Raw genomic sequence first — 15,099 nt, 5'->3', positions numbered from 1 at the left:
CCGAGAACGTCGGCGTTGATGGAGCGTGCAGGCCGCCGTTGCTCCGGCGCGCGCCGTCCGACCGCAGGAACGGGATGGGTTATTCAGACTGGCCCTGACCACCTGAGGGCGGGCGTTGTCACGGATGAATCCCAAAGCTGCACTTCGCGATCGGTCAACAACGCCAGCGTCACCGACAGGCCTTGCATGTCGAGCGAAGTAACGAAGGTTCCAACCAGCGAGCGCTCGATCGGGACGCCCCGTTCCTCGAAGAGGCGGCGCGCGGCGGCGTAGGCAAGGTACAGTTCGGCTGGGGGCGTGCCGCCGAGGCCGTTGACGAAGAGCAGCGCATTTGTGCCGGGCTGTTTGATGATGTCGCCAAGGATCGTCTCGCTTAGCTGCTTTACGATCGTGTCCGAAGCGGCAAACGGTTCCCGGCGATGGCCAGGCTCGCCATGGATGCCGACACCCATCTCGATCTCGCCGTCGTTGAGCGTGAAAGTCGCGCGGGCGGTGTGAGGCACGGTCACGCCGGTGAGTGCGACGCCCATAGTGCGGATACGGCCGTTCAAGCCATCGGCGAGCCGTTTCAGCTCCGCGATCGACAATCCCTGCTCGGCTGCCGCTCCGATGATCTTCTCGACGACGAGGGTGCCCGCCACTCCACGGCGCCCACGCCCGTCGCCTGACCTTTCGCTTTCGATGTCATCGCTGACGACCACCTTGTCGATCCTGTGCCGGCCGGCCGCCATTTCGATCGCCATGTCGAAGTTCATGAGGTCGCCGTCATAGTTCTTGACGATCAGCAGGCAGCCGGCACCGGTGTCGGCTTCCTCGATAGCTGCGATGATCTCGCCGGGCGTGGGCGAGGTGAAGATATGGCCGATACAGGCCGCATCGAGCATGCCGGGGCCTACGAAGCCGATATGCATGGGCTCATGGCCAGCGCCTCCGCCCGATACCAGCCCAACCTTGCCCGGTGCAAGATGACGCCGGCGAACACATTTCCCGTCGGCGCCGAACGCGACGATATCCTCATGCGCGCGAACGAGGCCTGAAACGCTCTCGGCGACCATCGTCTCCGCCGTATTCATGAACTTCTTCATCGAGCCAGCCCCTCCCAGGCGGCGATACAACCCACAAGACCGAGACCGTTCCTCAATCCGCGCCTTTCGAGATTGCTGCAATCTTCTGAACGAATTCGGTCACCGCCTCTTCCAGAAGACGGTTCTTCCGGTCGTCGCCGAAGTCTGGAACCATCAGTGAGAGCGCGCGTAGCCTTTCGGCAGGGCCGGAATCCGGCAGTTTGCCCGGGTGGGCATTCTGGTAGGCCGCAAGAAAGCGCTCCTGCTCTGACGCGTTGAAGTGGCAGACCCGAAAGATCGTCGCGAGATGCCGGGCGGGCAAGGGGGTCGCATAGGTCGGGCTGGTTATCTGCGTAACGAAGCTGCGGTGTTTCCCGAGCTCCGTTGCAAGCCGCTGGCGCATCCCCGATGGCCGGTTATCTATGATCTGCGCCAAGATGGACTTGTAGGCAATGATGGCGTCCTCGGTTTCTTCGCGCGCCATTCTACTCTCCGGCTGCCTTCGTACCATCGGCGTTGAGGCCGATCAGCGCCGATCTTATCGCGGGAAGTCGCGTTGGCGCCACGGAAAAATGCCGAAGGCCGGCAGCGAGCAATGCCGGCAGGCAGCGCGGGTCGCCCGCCATGTCTCCGCAGATGCTCGTCGGCTTATGTCCGGCAAGTTTCGACGCCTGGCCGATCAGCCGTAGCACTGCTGGGGTGGCGTTGTCGCCATCGGCCTCGAGACCCGATCCATCTCGCGCTGTCGCGGAGAGATAGTGGATGAGATCGTTGGTTCCGAAAGAGAAAAAATCAGAGGTCTCGAAGGTATCCAGCATCAGTGCGGCGGCGGGAACCTCCACCATCATGCCGATCGGCGGCATCAGATGCGGCTGCCTGCGGTGTGCAAGCTGGGCTGCTTCCTCCTCGAATATCCGCCTCATGGCGTCGACCTCGGAAGGAAAGCTTACCATCGGCAGCATGACGTTCAGGCGGCCGCAGGGTGCCGCGCGAAGCAATGCCCGCGCCTGGACCCGTGCAATTTCCGGCCGCGCGAGCAAAAGGCGAATGCCGCGCAGATCGCCCGGGAGCGACGGGGGCATATCGTCAAGGCCGGGGAGGGGCTTGTCGCCGCCGATGTCGAGCATTCGGATCGTGACCGGACGATCGCCCGCCCACTCCAAAACGCGGCGATAGATGCCGAGTTGTTTTTCCTCGTTTGCCGCGTCCGCCGCCGACCTCACCGCAAATTCCGAGCGCATCAAGCCGACGCCCGCGATCGTCGCCGGGTCCAAGGTTTCAAGTTCGGCCGGATCATTGACGTTGATCGACAATCGAATGGGCACCCCATCGGCGGTTCGCTCGACTTCGGGTGCCGGACCGTTCCGACCGCGCGTGAGGACGGGGGCGCTCAGCGGGGCAGGGTGGCTCGATTGCCGGCCATTCCCGACGACGACCGTCCCTGCGTCGCCGTCGACCCGAACATGGTCTCCCTCGGCGACCATGAAGCGACCGGCGCGCACCACCATCGGCACCGACCTTGCCCTCGCCAGCATTGCCACGTGGCCGGCGACGCTGCCGCCAAATAGAGCAATCGCGCCACCCGCAGACCAGTCATGGGCCAAAAAGCGGCTGGGCTCCATGTTGTCACCGACGTAAACCGAACCCCTCGGGAAGTCAGCGGCCGCTTTCCCCGTCAAGGCGGCGAGTACGCGATGCTTGACGTCGAGAATATCGACCGCGCGGGCGCGCATCTCTTCTTCTTCTGCCTGTTCAAGCTCGTTGACGTATCCGTCCAGGGTGCCGACCCAGGCAAAGACGACGTTCTCGCCGGCATCGATGCGCTCCCTGGTCGCTTCCGCCATGGTGGGATCGCGAAGCACTTCGATCTGAAAGTCGATGATGTCCTGGCTATCGGCATCGACGCCCTGTGCCAGGCGATGAAGCTCTTCGACTGCCGTTTCAATTGCCGCTGAGAGCAATGGGTAGCCGGAATCGGCATGCACGGCGGTGGCGGGTGAGGCGGCCGGCTCCTCGGCAACGTAAGCCGTCCCCGCTGCGATACCGGCCGACGCGCTCGTCGCCCTGAGCCTAAGCGGTTCTGCCATGTTTCTTTTCCTCGTCGAAATTGCGTTCGACGAGTTCCTTCAACGCCTGAATGGCTTCGTTGGCGAAGATCCCGTCGGCCCTTATTTTCAGAACCGAGCCCTTGCGGATCCGGGCGCCGATGATCTTGATGATGCTCTTTCCGTTCAGCCACGTGTCACTACCATTGACCGCGACCTCGATCGAACAGGGAAACGACTTCGCAAGCCTCGTAAAGGTGACGGAGGGCCGCGCGTGCAATCCCACACCATGCTTGACCTCGACCTCTGTCTGGCAACTGGCCCGCAATTGTTCGGCCTCCTTTTTTACCCCGCGCAGTCCGCAATCCATCAGGGCGACAATTCCTCGGCCGTGGCGACGACCTTCGCGAGCGATGCGCCTCCCGACGCCTCGGCGGCAGCAATGACCGCGCCTTCCACCAGAGGCGCATTGCAAATCGCGACGAGCTTCGAGCGCGGCGCGCCCAACATCTCGATTGCCATCTCGCTGTTGGTCTCGGCACCGCCGAGGTCGACGAAAACCGCGACACCCGCATCCGACCATGCCGCCTCGATTGCCTTGAGAATACCGCGCGCGTCCGTTCCGAGTTCGCCGTGGACATTGCCCCCCGACCACGAAAGCGGCACGCAGTCGCCGACCATCTGCCGCACCATATCGACGATGCCCCTCGCCACCAGCGGCGAGTGTGAGACAACGACTATTCCCACGTTGGCGGTCTTCGCATTCATGCCGGACGATACTCCTCGAAATAGCTGCAGATTGCCTTCGTCAGCAGGGCGCAACTGGACGCGCCGGGATCGACGTGGCCGATCGAACGGTCGCCGAGATAAGACGCTCGGCCGCGCCTCGCCCGCATGGGGGCCGTCAGGCTGGCGGAAACTTCTGCTCGCCGGGCGATGTCGCCAAGCGTCTGCTGCTCCGACAGAGCGGCCTGAACGGGATAGAGGACGTCCAGCAACGTCTTGTCTCCGGCGTTGGCGCGCCCGCGCCGCGCCACGGCGTCGATCGCTTCCTTCAACACGATGGGAAAGTCTCCCGATCGCCCTGGAATGTTACGCAATCCCGTTCGAAAATCCGCGTCACCCTCGTCTTGCAATCGCTCCAGCCGGCGCAATTCCCGACCGATCTCCATCAGCAGTGTCCCGTAAAGCGGGCCGGCGGCGCCGCCGACGTTCATGACGAGCGTCAGGCCGATCTTTTCCACCGCTTCTGGAAAGGGCAGAGCCGTGAGCGCCTCTCCCTCGGCACTCACCGCATCGCATCCCCGTTTCATGTTCGTCCCGTGATCGCCGTCGCCGATCGCGCGATCCAGCTCGCAAAGATGCTCGCTGTTTGCCGCAATCGTTGCCCGGCAAACCTCAATCAATCCCGCAACAACCACCGGTTCCGCCTGCAAGTCTCGTCCTCCCCGGCTCGCCCTGCATCCTAAGCGATATCCGCCGCGACCCTGAATACGCCGGCGACCGCGACGGCGCCAGGATCCGGGACGCCCAACAGATCTCTCTCGCCGACGTAGGAAGCGCGTCCCGCCCTGGCTTTTTTCATCATCTTCGTCGCTTCCGCGCCATCCTCGGCGGCTTTTGCCGCCTGCGATATACCCGACGATGCCAGCGCATGGAGCGCGGGCGCCAGGGCGTCGACCATCGTCCGGTCGCCGACCGCGGCTCCGCCATAGAACGTCATCCGGTCGAGTCCAGCAAGGAGGGCCGCCGCTACATCAGGCTTTTCCTTGAGCGCTTTGGCTGCAGCCGTGAAGAAAATCGACAGCAGAACGCCGCTCGAGCCTCCCATGCTCGTGCTGAGAATATCTCCCACGGCGGCCATGGTGGCAGCCGGTTCGCTCAAGGGCAACCTGTCCAGCCGAGCAAGAACGCTGCGGGCTCCTGTCGCCATCGTCGATCCGGTGTCGCCGTCGCCAACGCGGGCGTCCAGACGGTTGAGGTCGCCTTCAAGGGAGATCAGACGCTCGCAAACCGCCCTGATCAGCCGGCGGCTGGGGGCATAATCGCTCGCTGCCGCGGTGTTGCCGGTGGCTCTTGCAGCATCGGGCGCGGCGACCACCGAGATTTCGTGGCGCTCGATCGCGGGGACCCAGGCATGCGGATCGACCGTCGCCGTAAGGGCTGCCTCGCGCGAAGGGTCGAGCCTCAGCAGTGACAGCGAAAAGCCGTTCATGTTGAGCGCGGTCATCATCGGCGCGGGCCCGATGATCCACTTGACGGCCCTCGAGATGGAGGAGGAAAGGGCGGCGCTCGCAATCACTCCCATCTCCAGGGGCGGGACTGCCCCGAGATTGTTGATCAGCAGCGCATAGCTCTCGCCGGGCATCAGCTTCTGCTCAAGCCGCTCCGCCATCGTCGCCACCATGTTCGCAACCGGCTGCAACGCGATGCGCTCGGCGCCCGGTTCGCCGTGAATGCCGAGACCGAGTTCCCCTTCCTCCGCGCCGAGGCGATCCTCGTGCGCCTGACCGGGCACGCTGCAGGTCGAAAGGGACATGCCTAGCGACACGATATCGCTTGCGGCTGCCGCGGCGCGGGACGCGACGGTCTTCAGGTCGTCACCGGCTTCGGCGTGATAGCCCGCGATCTTGTGGACGAATAGCGTGCCGGCAACGCCGCGCGGCTGATTGATGGCGGGGATGGCTATGTCGTCGGCGACGATGACCATTTCGACATCGAAGCCCTCGGTTCTGGCCTTCTCGGCGGCGAGGCCGAAATTCAGGCGGTCGCCCGTATAGTTCTTGACGACCAGAAGTGCCCCTTTCGGGCCCGCAACCGCCCTGATCGCGGAAAGCACCGCTTCGACGCTCGGCGAGGCGAAGATCTCGCCCGATACCGCCGCAGTCAGCATGCCACGACCGACGAAGCCGGCATGCGAAGGTTCGTGGCCGGCTCCACCTCCGGAGATGACGGCCACTTTGGACTTGTCCCAATCGGCGCGCATGACGACCTTGATGTCGGGATATGTGTCGAGGCGGGCGAGGCGGCCCTTGCCGCTGGTGAGGAGCAGGCCGTCCAAGGCTTCCGTGACGATGTTTTCCCGGCGGTTGAAGAAGTGCTTCATCGATTTGGTCCTGTCTGTTCCTTCGGGTATGCGATCATCCAAGTCGTTGTCCGCTCGCATCGAAATAGAGGGGATCGCGCAGGGTAAGGCTTATCTTGTCGCCCGGGCTGATCGCCCTGTGCGGATCGGCAAGGGTGACGAGCTTGTGATCGCGAACGCGTATATGCAGGTGGTTCTGGTCGCCGAGATGTTCGATCCAGTCGACTTCGGCGTTGGCGTCCGCGCTGGCGACGATGTCCAGGTGCTCCGTTCGGGCGCCAATGACCGTCGTGCCGGGAGGCGGATTGGCGCCCGGCAGCAAGTCGGCCGGCAGGAAATTGATATGGGGTTGGCCGAGACGCGCCGCGACATGGAGATTGGCCGGGTTGCCGTAGATTTCCCTCGGGGTGCCTACCTGCATAAGCCGACCGCCGGCGACGATGCCGATGCGGTCCGCCATGGTCATGGCTTCCACCTGATCGTGGGTCACATAGAGCCAGCTCGACCCGAGTTCCTTCTGAATGCGCTTGAGCTCGAGCCGCAGCTCGGAGCGCAGTTTGGCGTCGAGGGAGGAAAGCGGCTCGTCCATGAGATAGATCGAAGGCCTCCGCACCAACGCACGGCCGATCGCGACGCGCTGCATCTCGCCGCCGGACAGATGGGTCGAGCGGTTTTCCAGCTTGTGGTCGATCCTGACCATGCGAGCGACCTCGCGCACGCGACGGTCTACCTCGGCGCCCGTTAATTGCCGGACCGGCGCTCTTAGCGGAAAGGCCAGGTTTTCGTAGACGGTCATATGCGGATAGAGCGAATATTGCTGGAAGACGAAGGCCACGTCGCGCGCCGCGGGCGCCTCGCTTGCAACGTCGCGTCCGCCGATCTCGATACTTCCGGCGTCTGGCTTTTCCAGCCCGGCGATCAGCCGAAGCGTCGTCGTCTTGCCGGCACCCGTCGGTCCGAGCAGCACGACGAACTCGCCGTCGCGAATCCTAAGATCCAGGTCGGCGACCGCCTGCGTTTCGCCGAAGCGCTTGCTCAGCCCCTTGAGAACGACGTCAGACATGTCGGGCCTCGGCATTGATCGATGAAGGAACGGCACGCCCGGAGCGGCAATCAAACAGCGTGAGCTTCGAATGATTGAACTCCAGACCGACCGTTTCACCGAGATTGAAGCTGCGGTTCGCAGGAACGCGCGCCTTGACCTTGCCGCTGCTGGTCTCGACCGTTACGACCTGGTCGGTGCCGAGATACTCGCTGCCGTAAACCCTGCCGCGCAGAGGCGACGCATCGCTGAAGCGGATGTGTTCGGGCCGCACGCCGAGCGCGAGCTCCCCAACCGGCATATCCTCGTGAACTTCGGGGACGGCGATGTCCACGCCATCCAGCTGTACGGTCCGCGCGCCGCGCTGAAGACCCGACGTAAAGCGCACGATATTCATCGGCGGCGAACCGATGAAATCGGCGACATAGATGGTGGCGGGCTTGGCGTAGATCTCCTGGGGCGTTCCGAACTGCTCGATGACCCCGTGGTTCATGACGGCGATCTTGTCTGCCATCGCCATGGCTTCGTGCTGATCATGGGTGACATAGACAGTCGTCGCGTGGATGCGGTTGTGCAGCTCGCGCAGTTCGTGAACCATCACTTCCCGGAATTCAGCGTCGAGCGTGCCGAGCGGTTCGTCCATCAGGAAGCATTTCGGGCGCCGGACGATGGAGCGGCCGAGCGCCACGCGCTGACGGTCGCCGCCCGCAAGCCCCGACACGGACCGATCGAGAATATGATCGATCTGCAGAAGCCGCGCCGTTTCCTCCACCCGCTTGCGCGTCTCGGCTCTTGGCACACCCTGCGATACGAGGGGAAAGGCAATGTTCTTGCGCACGCTCATGTGCGGATAGAGCGCAAAGAGCTGGAAGACGAAGGCGATGTCGCGGGCGCTGGCGCGGTTGAACGTGACGTCCTCGCCGTCGAGATAAATCTTGCCGCTCGTTGGCAGTTCCAATCCCGCGATCATGCGCAGGGTCGTCGTCTTGCCGCAGCCGGATGGTCCCAGGAGGGCAAGGAACTCGCCGTCGTGCACGACGAAACTCGAATCCTCGACCGCCACGAAACTACCGAACTGTTTGCGAACGTGCTCGATTCTGATTTCCGCCATGGTTCACTCCGGAAACTTCGAAACGATGATGAACATCGCGGTGCCAACGAGCAGGGTGATCAGCGAGTAGGTATAGAGGACGAGCAGGAACGGCTGGAACAGCATCAGGAAGCCCACGGCGATCACGACAGTCGCAATGTTCTCCATCGGCCCGCGCCGGAGAAAGAATGGCCGCTTCGGCCGGACAGTGGGGGAGATGCCGAAGGGTTCTGTCATTTGCGCACCGCTCCGAAGGTTATGCCGCGCAACAGCTGCTTGCGCAGAAGGATGGTGAAGACGAGGATGGGGATCAGGAAGATCGTGGTGCCAGCGGCAACCGCCGGCCAATCCTGTCCTCCTTCGCCGATGATCGTCGGGATGAAGGGAGGTGCCGTCTGTGCTTCGCCTGATGTCAGGAGCGCTGCGAACGCATATTCGTTCCAGGCGAAGATCAGGCAGAAAATTGCCGTGGCAGCGATGCCCGTCGTCGCCTGCGGCAGCACGACCTTGCGGAACGCCTGCAGCCTTGTGTAGCCGTCAATCATCGCGGCTTCTTCGTATTCGCGCGGGATCTCGTCGATGAAGCCCTTGAGCAGCCAGGCGGCAAGCGACACGTTCACCGCGGTATAAAGCAGGATCATGCCCAAGGCCGTGTCCGACAAGCCCAGCTGGCGGTACATCAGATAGATGGGAATGGCGACCGCGATCGGCGGCATCATGCGTGTCGAGAGAATGAAGAAAAGCAAGTCGTCGGCAAGCGGCACCTTGAAGCGCGAGAAACCGTAGGCGGCAAGCGTACCTAGGAAGACCGCAAGGAACGTCGACCCGAACGCGATCACCAGCGAATTCAGGAAACGCGGCAGGAAGTTGGACGGGCCCGCGATCACCATGTTGCGCCTGCGCGTGACGTCGTCGCAGACGCTCGCGGGCGCGGGCAGGGAGGCGATATATTCCGGCGTTTGCCGCGTCCTCGTCGTGAACAGGTTGCAATAACCCTCGAGCGAGGGAGAGAAGACGAGCTTCGGCGGATAGCTGATCGAATCCGGCGGCGACTTGAAGCCGGTGAGGAAGATCCACAGCAGAGGAACCATCGCGACGAGCGCGTATATGATCACGATCGTGCCCGCGATCCGCTTGCTGGCAAGACTGGGCTCTACGACTGAATGGGCGGTATTGGCGGCGCTCATCTCTGTTTCACCCTGTTGAGAGCCTTGACGTAAATGTTGGCGAGACCGAACACGGCGACGAACAGGATCATCGCGAAGGCGGAAGCCCGGCCGGTCGCCCAGCTCTCGAAGGCCTCGCGCTTGAGCGTGATCGAGGCGACTTCGGTGGTCGAGCCGGGACCGCCTCCGGTCAACAGCATCACCATGTCAAACATCTTGAAGTTCTCGATACCCCGGAAGAGGACGGCAAGCATGATGAAGGGAAGCGCCATTGGCACCGTGATCGACCAGAATTGACGCCATGCCGATGCGCGGTCGACCTCGGCGGCCTCGTAGATGTAGTCCGGGATCGAGCGGAGCCCGGCGAGGCAGATCAGCATCACATAGGGCGTCCACATCCACGTATCGACGATGACGATTGCCCAGGGTGCCAGCGAAACGTCGCCCAGCATCTGGACCTGCGATGTCGGAATGCCGGTCAGGAACGACACCGCATAGGCGAAGAGGCCGATCTGGGGCTCGTAGAGAAAGCGCCAGAAATTGCCCACCACCGCTGGCGAGAGCATCATCGGGATGAGGATTATGGTGGTCCAGATTCCATGACCGCGAAACTTGCGGTCGATCAGGTATGCAAGCCCGAAGCCGATCACCGTCTGCAACAGGATCGTCCAGAAGACGAAGTGCGCCGTCGTCTGCATGGCCTGCCAGATATCGGGATCGTTGAGCACCCGCTGATAGTTTCTCAATCCCACGCCTTCGACGACCGCATTCGGCCGGTTGGCACGGAAGTTCGTGAAAGAGAGATAAATCGCCCACAGAAGCGGGAAGATGTTGATCGCGAGCAGCAGAATGATCGTGGGGGCTATGAACAGCCAGGCAATCGCCCTGTCGGACAGACCCCTGAGGCCTTTGGCGACCGACATGGGCGTCGCCATCGTTACCGCATCGGCTGCCTTGTCGACGATGGAAGAATTGGAAATGGTCAAGGCGTCACCCGGTCTTTGCGCATGTGAAAGCTCGGGCGGCCCGGCGTTTTTGCCTTTCCGGGCCGCTATCCTGGCAATTATGCCACGTGTCCAACCGAACACTAGATCTTGCCATCGTCCTCGAAGACGGTGTTCCAATCCTTCACCAATCCGTCAAGCGCTTCCTTGGCGGTGCCGTTGCCGGCAACCACATAGTTGTGCACGCGCTTCTGCATGGCCTGGAGGAGTGAAGCGTAGCTGGGTTCGGCCCAGAAGTCCTTCACGATTGCCATGGAGTCCAGGAACGCCTGGGCATAGGGCTGGCTGGAGGCGAAATCCGGGGCATTGACCACGGATTTCAGGCAGGAGTAGCCGCCGAGTTTCCACCACTTGGCCTGCACGTCGGGCTGTGCGAACCACTTGATGTATTGAAGGGCGGCATCCTTCTTGTCGGAATAGGACACCACAGAGATACCCTGTCCGCCGAGCTGAGCGAAATGCTCCTTCTCGGCAGGGTTCGTGAAGAAGCCGATACGATCTCCGCCGACCTTTTCGTCCTTGTAGAGGCCGGGCCACGTAAAGGCGAAGTTCATCTGCATGGCAACCTGGCCGGATTTGAACGCATCGGCGCTTTCGACCATGTAGACGTTGGAACTGCCTGGGGGCGTGCAGCAATCATAAAGGGACTTGTAGAACTCGAGACCCTTTATCGCGTCGGGCGAGTTCACGAAACCTTCCATCTCGTAGGGCTTCTTCGGATTGTCGTACTTGAAGCCCCAGTCGTAGAGGACGTTGGTCACGCCCATGGTGATGCCTTCCGAGGCGCGCTCGGTATAGATCGAGGCTCCGTACACCGTCTTGCCGTCGATCTCGCGCTTCTGGAAGAATTCGGCGATCTGCTTGAGCTGGTCGTAGGTCTTGGGCGCGTCGAGATCCCAGCCGTATTTTGCCTTGAACTCCTTCTGCAGTTCCGGCCGAGTGAACCAGTCCTTGCGATAGGTCCAGCCGACAACGTCGCCCATCGCAGGCAACGCCCAGTAGTTCGGCGTGTTCTTCGGCCATTCCGAATAGCCGACGACCGTCGCCGGCACGAAGTCATCCATCTTGATGCCTTCCTTGTCGAAGAAGTCGTTGAGCTTGATGTAGTGACCGTTCTCCGCCGATCCGCCGATCCACTGGCTGTCGCCGATGATCAGGTCGCAGAGCTTGCCATGGGAATTGAGTTCGTTGAGAAAGCGGTCCGCATAGCTCGTCCAAGGCACGAACTCGAATTTCATGTCGATCTTGGACTTGGCGGTGAAATCCTTGGATAGTTCCACAAGGGCGTTGGCGGGGTCCCAGGCGGCCCAGCACAGCGTCAACTGTTCTGCTTTGGCGAAATTGGGCACTGCCGACGACAGAATGAATGCCGAGGCCAACCCGATAAGGGCTTTCACGTTCTTTCGCATAAGTTCCTCCCAGAACCAAAGCCGGCTCCGCGCCGGCGTCGCGACTCCACCCACTTCAGGGAATGTTCCCCGCACTCCTTCACTGCAATGTTTAGTTCAATGTTGAGTAATAGGCAAAATTGTAAACATTGCAAGCAGCATTCGTTGCTGCAGTGCACATGTGGCGCAGGCACTGACGTCGGCATCGAGGAAGAGGCGCGGGCGTTGCTCACATCTCGTGGAGCACGTGAGTGGCCTTGACCGCGGCTGAGGCGCGGTTCTCGACACCGAGCTTCACGTAGATCTGCTCGAGATGCTTGTTCACGGTGCGGGCCGAGAGACCGAGGATCTCTCCGATGTCGCGGTTCGCCTTGCCCTTGGCGATCCACAGCAGCACTTCGGACTCCCGCTGAGTGAGGGCGAAACGCTGACGCAGGATCTCGTCGTCGGCGCGACTGGCGGCCGTCAGGCGAAACAGATATTCGTCCGGCCCGATCACGCCGAGAAAAGCCAGTTGCAAGGCAGCGCGCCCGTTGAGCATGACCGAAAGGGGGGCATCGCGCCCGCCGGCCCTCTCAGTGCCGCTCTCGAACCTGTTCCTTTCCGCAACGAACCCGCTGCATATCCCGACCTACATCGTCTCGCTCTTCGGCAAGTATCTCAGCTACGCGATGCTGGCGCTGGCGCTCGATCTCGTATGGGGCTTCTGCGGCATCCTTTCGCTCGGCCACGGCGCCTTCTTCGCGCTTGGCGGCTACGCCATGGGGATGTATCTGATGCGCCAGATCGGCACGCGCGGGGTCTACGGCAATCCGGTTCTGCCCGATTTCATGGTGTTCCTGAACTGGAAGGAGCTGCCCTGGTTCTGGCACGGCTTCGATCATTTCTGGTTCGCCGCCCTCATGGTTTTCGTAGCACCGGGCCTGCTGGCTTTCGTCTTCGGCTGGTTCGCCTTCCGCTCCCGCGTCAACGGCGTCTATCTCTCGATCATCACCCAGGCGATGACCTATGCGCTGCTGCTCGCCTTCTTCCGCAATGACATGGGTTTCGGCGGCAATAACGGGCTCACCGATTTCAAGGACATTCTCGGCTTCAATATCCAGGGCGATGGCACGCGCGCGGCACTGTTTGCCGCAACCGCGCTGTTCCTGGCGCTGGCGCTCCTGCTTGCCTCGGCGATCGTGCGTTCGAAATACGGCAAGGTGCTGGTCGGGGTGCGCGACGCGGAGAGCCGAACGCGATTTCTCGGCTACCGCGTCGAGCATTTCAAGCTCTTCGCCTTTACTGTTTCGGCGATGATGGCGGGTGTTGCCGGCGCGCTCTACGTGCCGCAGGTGGGCATCATCAATCCCGGCGAATTCGCGCCTGCCAATTCCATCGAGGTGGTGATCTGGACGGCGGTCGGTGGCCGCGCGACGCTCATCGGCCCGATCATCGGCGCGATCCTCGTCAACGGCGGCAAGACGTGGCTTACCGGGCTGTTTCCGGAATTCTGGCTGTTCGCTCTCGGCGGTCTCTTTGTCGCTGTGACGCTCTTCCTGCCGCGCGGCGTGGTCGGCACCATCAGTGCCCGCGGCGACCAGGCGAAGGCCGCACGGCAAGCTTCTGAAGAGCTAGAAGCGGGCGCGACCGACAAAACCATTCAGGCGGCGGAGTAAGGCAATGATCCCGGACGAAAAGCCAGCGAGCGTGCTTTACCTCAACAATGTGTCGGTCTCATTCGACGGGTTCAAGGCGCTGAACGCGCTGTCGATCGTCATCGCGCCGGGAGAGCTCAGGGCCATCATCGGTCCGAACGGTGCCGGCAAGACGACGATGATGGACGTCATTACCGGCAAGACGCGGCCCGACGAGGGCGAGATCTTTTTCGACGGTCACGTCGACCTGACCAAGAGGGACGAGGCGGAGATCGCCCAGCTCGGTATCGGGCGAAAATTCCAGAAGCCGACTGTCTTCGAAAGCCACACTGTCTGGGACAATCTAGAGCTGGCGCTCAACCGCGACCGCCGCGTGTTCCCGACGTTGTTCTACCGCCTGTCGGGCGAGGACCGCGCGCGCATCGAGGAAATTCTCGATACGGTTAGGCTCGGCCACCGCCGCAACGATCTGGCGGCCAATCTCTCGCACGGCCAGAAGCAATGGCTGGAAATCGGCATGCTGTTGGCACAGGGGCCGAAGCTGCTGCTGGTCGACGAGCCGGTGGCGGGCATGACCGACGCGGAGACTTCGGAAACGGCGATCCTCCTGAAGGAGATCGCAAAAACGCGCTCGGTCATGGTGGTTGAGCACGACATGGGTTTCATCCGCGATCTCGACGTCAGGGTGACGTGTCTGGCGGAAGGCTCCGTACTGGCGGAAGGCTCGATCGACTTCGTCAGCAGCGATCCGCAAGTCATCGAGAATTATCTGGGGCGGTAGGATGCTGAAGGTCGAAAACGCAAATCTCCACTACGGCGCCGCCCAGGCGCTGCGCGGCATCAGCATCAAGGCTGAAGCCGCCAAGATCACCTGCGTGCTGGGCCGCAACGGTGTCGGCAAGAGTTCGCTGCTGCGGGCGGTCACCGGCCATCATCCGTTGTCGTCGGGGAGCGTCGTCTTCAACGATGTCAAGCTCGACGGCATGGCACCCTTTGCCCGTGCAAGACAGGGGATCGGCTATGTGCCTCAGGGCCGCGAGATCTTCCCGCTCCTGACCGTGAGGGAGAATCTGGAGACTGGATTTGCAACGCTCGGGAGGCGCGAGCGGGGCATTCCCGCCGAAATCTACACGCTCTTTCCTGTGCTCAAGACGATGCTGTCACGCCGCGGCGGAGACTTGTCCGGGGGACAGCAGCAACAGCTCGCGATCGGCCGGGCTTTGGTGACGCGGCCGAAGATTCTCGTGCTCGACGAGCCGACCGAAGGCATTCAGCCGTCGATCATCAAGGATATCGGGCGGGCTATCCGCTATCTGCGCGATTCGACGGGCATGGCGATCCTTCTCGTGGAGCAGTATCTCGATTTCTGCCGTGAACTGGCTGACTACATCTACATCGTCGACCGCGGGGAAGTCGTCCACGAGGGCGAGGCTGAAACCCTCGACGCACCGGAGGCCAGGCGGCACCTGACAGTGTGAGCGCGTTGTCAACCCTGTGGCGCTCGCTATCTGCTAGCCGACGAGTTTTTGCGCGCGTTCGTTGTTTGGCGGTGCTTTCGGGGCTGGCGGCAGAGCTCGC

15 protein-coding genes and 2 pseudogenes are annotated in these 15,099 nt (G+C 62.2%); 3 read left to right on the top strand and 14 right to left on the bottom strand.

From position 1 onward, the window contains the following. Positions 1–83: 83 nt before the first annotated feature. The 14 genes and pseudogenes from AB4048_RS10835 to AB4048_RS10770 all read right to left on the bottom strand — a co-directional run. Positions 84–1,085 carry a dihydroxyacetone kinase subunit DhaK gene (locus AB4048_RS10835; RefSeq protein WP_442201955.1) on the bottom strand — a complete coding sequence of 334 codons (1,002 nt, stop codon included), beginning with the start codon at positions 1,083–1,085 and terminating at the stop codon, positions 84–86. A gap of 52 nt (positions 1,086–1,137) precedes the next feature. After that, positions 1,138–1,548: a hypothetical protein gene (locus AB4048_RS10830; protein WP_442201954.1), complete on the bottom strand. Its 411-nt coding sequence runs from the start codon at positions 1,546–1,548 to the stop codon at positions 1,138–1,140. 1 nt (position 1,549) lies between these two features. Then, positions 1,550–3,151: a putative PEP-binding protein gene (locus AB4048_RS10825; protein ID WP_442201953.1), complete on the bottom strand. Its 1,602-nt coding sequence runs from the start codon at positions 3,149–3,151 to the stop codon at positions 1,550–1,552. Continuing rightward, positions 3,135–3,479: an HPr family phosphocarrier protein gene (locus AB4048_RS10820; RefSeq protein ID WP_442201952.1), complete on the bottom strand. Its 345-nt coding sequence runs from the start codon at positions 3,477–3,479 to the stop codon at positions 3,135–3,137. Before AB4048_RS10820 ends, AB4048_RS10825 begins: the two co-directional genes overlap by 17 nt. Then, the gene (gene dhaM / locus AB4048_RS10815; RefSeq protein WP_442201951.1) at positions 3,479–3,877 is read right to left on the bottom strand and encodes a dihydroxyacetone kinase phosphoryl donor subunit DhaM; all 399 of its coding nucleotides are present in this window, start codon (positions 3,875–3,877) and stop codon (positions 3,479–3,481) included. The genes AB4048_RS10820 and dhaM overlap by 1 nt, the downstream gene beginning before the upstream one ends. Beyond that, entirely contained in the window at positions 3,874–4,545 is a 672-nt protein-coding gene (dhaL, locus tag AB4048_RS10810; protein ID WP_442201950.1) for a dihydroxyacetone kinase subunit DhaL, read from the bottom strand. Before dhaL ends, dhaM begins: the two co-directional genes overlap by 4 nt. A gap of 29 nt (positions 4,546–4,574) precedes the next feature. Further along, positions 4,575–6,215: a dihydroxyacetone kinase subunit DhaK gene (locus AB4048_RS10805; RefSeq protein ID WP_442201949.1), complete on the bottom strand. Its 1,641-nt coding sequence runs from the start codon at positions 6,213–6,215 to the stop codon at positions 4,575–4,577. 34 nt (positions 6,216–6,249) lie between these two features. Further along, entirely contained in the window at positions 6,250–7,257 is a 1,008-nt protein-coding gene (locus tag AB4048_RS10800) for an ABC transporter ATP-binding protein (RefSeq protein ID WP_442201948.1), read from the bottom strand. Further along, positions 7,250–8,347, bottom strand: coding sequence for an ABC transporter ATP-binding protein (locus AB4048_RS10795; protein WP_442201947.1), 1,098 nt, complete (start codon positions 8,345–8,347; stop codon positions 7,250–7,252). The genes AB4048_RS10800 and AB4048_RS10795 overlap by 8 nt, the downstream gene beginning before the upstream one ends. A 3-nt stretch (positions 8,348–8,350) precedes the next feature. Continuing rightward, positions 8,351–8,563: a hypothetical protein gene (locus tag AB4048_RS10790; RefSeq protein WP_442201946.1), complete on the bottom strand. Its 213-nt coding sequence runs from the start codon at positions 8,561–8,563 to the stop codon at positions 8,351–8,353. Then, on the bottom strand, positions 8,560–9,513 hold the full coding sequence (locus AB4048_RS10785; RefSeq protein ID WP_442201945.1) for a carbohydrate ABC transporter permease: 954 nt from the start codon (positions 9,511–9,513) through the stop codon (positions 8,560–8,562). The genes AB4048_RS10790 and AB4048_RS10785 overlap by 4 nt, the downstream gene beginning before the upstream one ends. Then, positions 9,510–10,478 carry a carbohydrate ABC transporter permease gene (locus AB4048_RS10780; RefSeq protein WP_442201944.1) on the bottom strand — a complete coding sequence of 323 codons (969 nt, stop codon included), beginning with the start codon at positions 10,476–10,478 and terminating at the stop codon, positions 9,510–9,512. The genes AB4048_RS10785 and AB4048_RS10780 overlap by 4 nt, the downstream gene beginning before the upstream one ends. Positions 10,479–10,579: 101 nt before the next feature. Next, positions 10,580–11,905, bottom strand: coding sequence for an ABC transporter substrate-binding protein (locus AB4048_RS10775; RefSeq protein WP_442201943.1), 1,326 nt, complete (start codon positions 11,903–11,905; stop codon positions 10,580–10,582). Positions 11,906–12,113: 208 nt separating this feature from the next. Then, a pseudogene (locus AB4048_RS10770) lies at positions 12,114–12,416 on the bottom strand (helix-turn-helix domain-containing protein); the annotation flags it as partial. Positions 12,417–12,453: 37 nt separating this feature from the next. On the opposite strand from AB4048_RS10770, the pseudogene urtC reads away from it, so the two are divergent. The 3 genes and pseudogenes from urtC to urtE all read left to right on the top strand — a co-directional run. Further along, a pseudogene (gene urtC / locus AB4048_RS10765) lies at positions 12,454–13,542 on the top strand (urea ABC transporter permease subunit UrtC); the annotation flags it as partial. A 4-nt stretch (positions 13,543–13,546) separates the two neighbouring features. Then, positions 13,547–14,302, top strand: a complete 756-nt coding sequence (gene urtD, locus AB4048_RS10760; protein ID WP_442201942.1) for an urea ABC transporter ATP-binding protein UrtD — start codon at positions 13,547–13,549, stop codon at positions 14,300–14,302. Position 14,303: 1 nt separating this feature from the next. Further along, positions 14,304–14,999, top strand: a complete 696-nt coding sequence (gene urtE, locus AB4048_RS10755) for an urea ABC transporter ATP-binding subunit UrtE (protein ID WP_442201941.1) — start codon at positions 14,304–14,306, stop codon at positions 14,997–14,999. Positions 15,000–15,099: the final 100 nt, after the last annotated feature.

Origin of the sequence: Rhizobium sp. RAF56 (genome assembly GCF_052113965.1) — a bacterium.
In the GTDB taxonomy this organism is placed as follows: Bacteria; Pseudomonadota; Alphaproteobacteria; order Rhizobiales; family Rhizobiaceae; genus Rhizobium.
Note: the sequence above shows the minus strand (reverse complement) of the source record. Positions and strands in the feature narration are given on the sequence as shown.

Bases quoted from the DNA above. Each gene is read 5' to 3' on its own strand.
- AB4048_RS10835 (WP_442201955.1), bottom strand. From the start codon at position 1,085: ATGAAGAAGTTCATGAATACGGCGGAGACGATGGTCGCCGAGAGCGTT.
- AB4048_RS10785 (WP_442201945.1), bottom strand. From the start codon at position 9,513: ATGAGCGCCGCCAATACCGCCCATTCAGTCGTAGAGCCCAGTCTTGCC.
- urtE (WP_442201941.1), top strand. From the start codon at position 14,304: ATGCTGAAGGTCGAAAACGCAAATCTCCACTACGGCGCCGCCCAGGCG.
- AB4048_RS10800 (WP_442201948.1), bottom strand. From the start codon at position 7,257: ATGTCTGACGTCGTTCTCAAGGGGCTGAGCAAGCGCTTCGGCGAAACG.
- AB4048_RS10825 (WP_442201953.1), bottom strand. From the start codon at position 3,151: ATGGCAGAACCGCTTAGGCTCAGGGCGACGAGCGCGTCGGCCGGTATC.
- AB4048_RS10795 (WP_442201947.1), bottom strand. From the start codon at position 8,347: ATGGCGGAAATCAGAATCGAGCACGTTCGCAAACAGTTCGGTAGTTTC.
- AB4048_RS10775 (WP_442201943.1), bottom strand. From the start codon at position 11,905: ATGCGAAAGAACGTGAAAGCCCTTATCGGGTTGGCCTCGGCATTCATT.
- AB4048_RS10805 (WP_442201949.1), bottom strand. From the start codon at position 6,215: ATGAAGCACTTCTTCAACCGCCGGGAAAACATCGTCACGGAAGCCTTG.
- AB4048_RS10790 (WP_442201946.1), bottom strand. From the start codon at position 8,563: ATGACAGAACCCTTCGGCATCTCCCCCACTGTCCGGCCGAAGCGGCCA.
- AB4048_RS10820 (WP_442201952.1), bottom strand. From the start codon at position 3,479: ATGGATTGCGGACTGCGCGGGGTAAAAAAGGAGGCCGAACAATTGCGG.
- dhaM (WP_442201951.1), bottom strand. From the start codon at position 3,877: ATGAATGCGAAGACCGCCAACGTGGGAATAGTCGTTGTCTCACACTCG.
- urtD (WP_442201942.1), top strand. From the start codon at position 13,547: ATGATCCCGGACGAAAAGCCAGCGAGCGTGCTTTACCTCAACAATGTG.
- AB4048_RS10830 (WP_442201954.1), bottom strand. From the start codon at position 1,548: ATGGCGCGCGAAGAAACCGAGGACGCCATCATTGCCTACAAGTCCATC.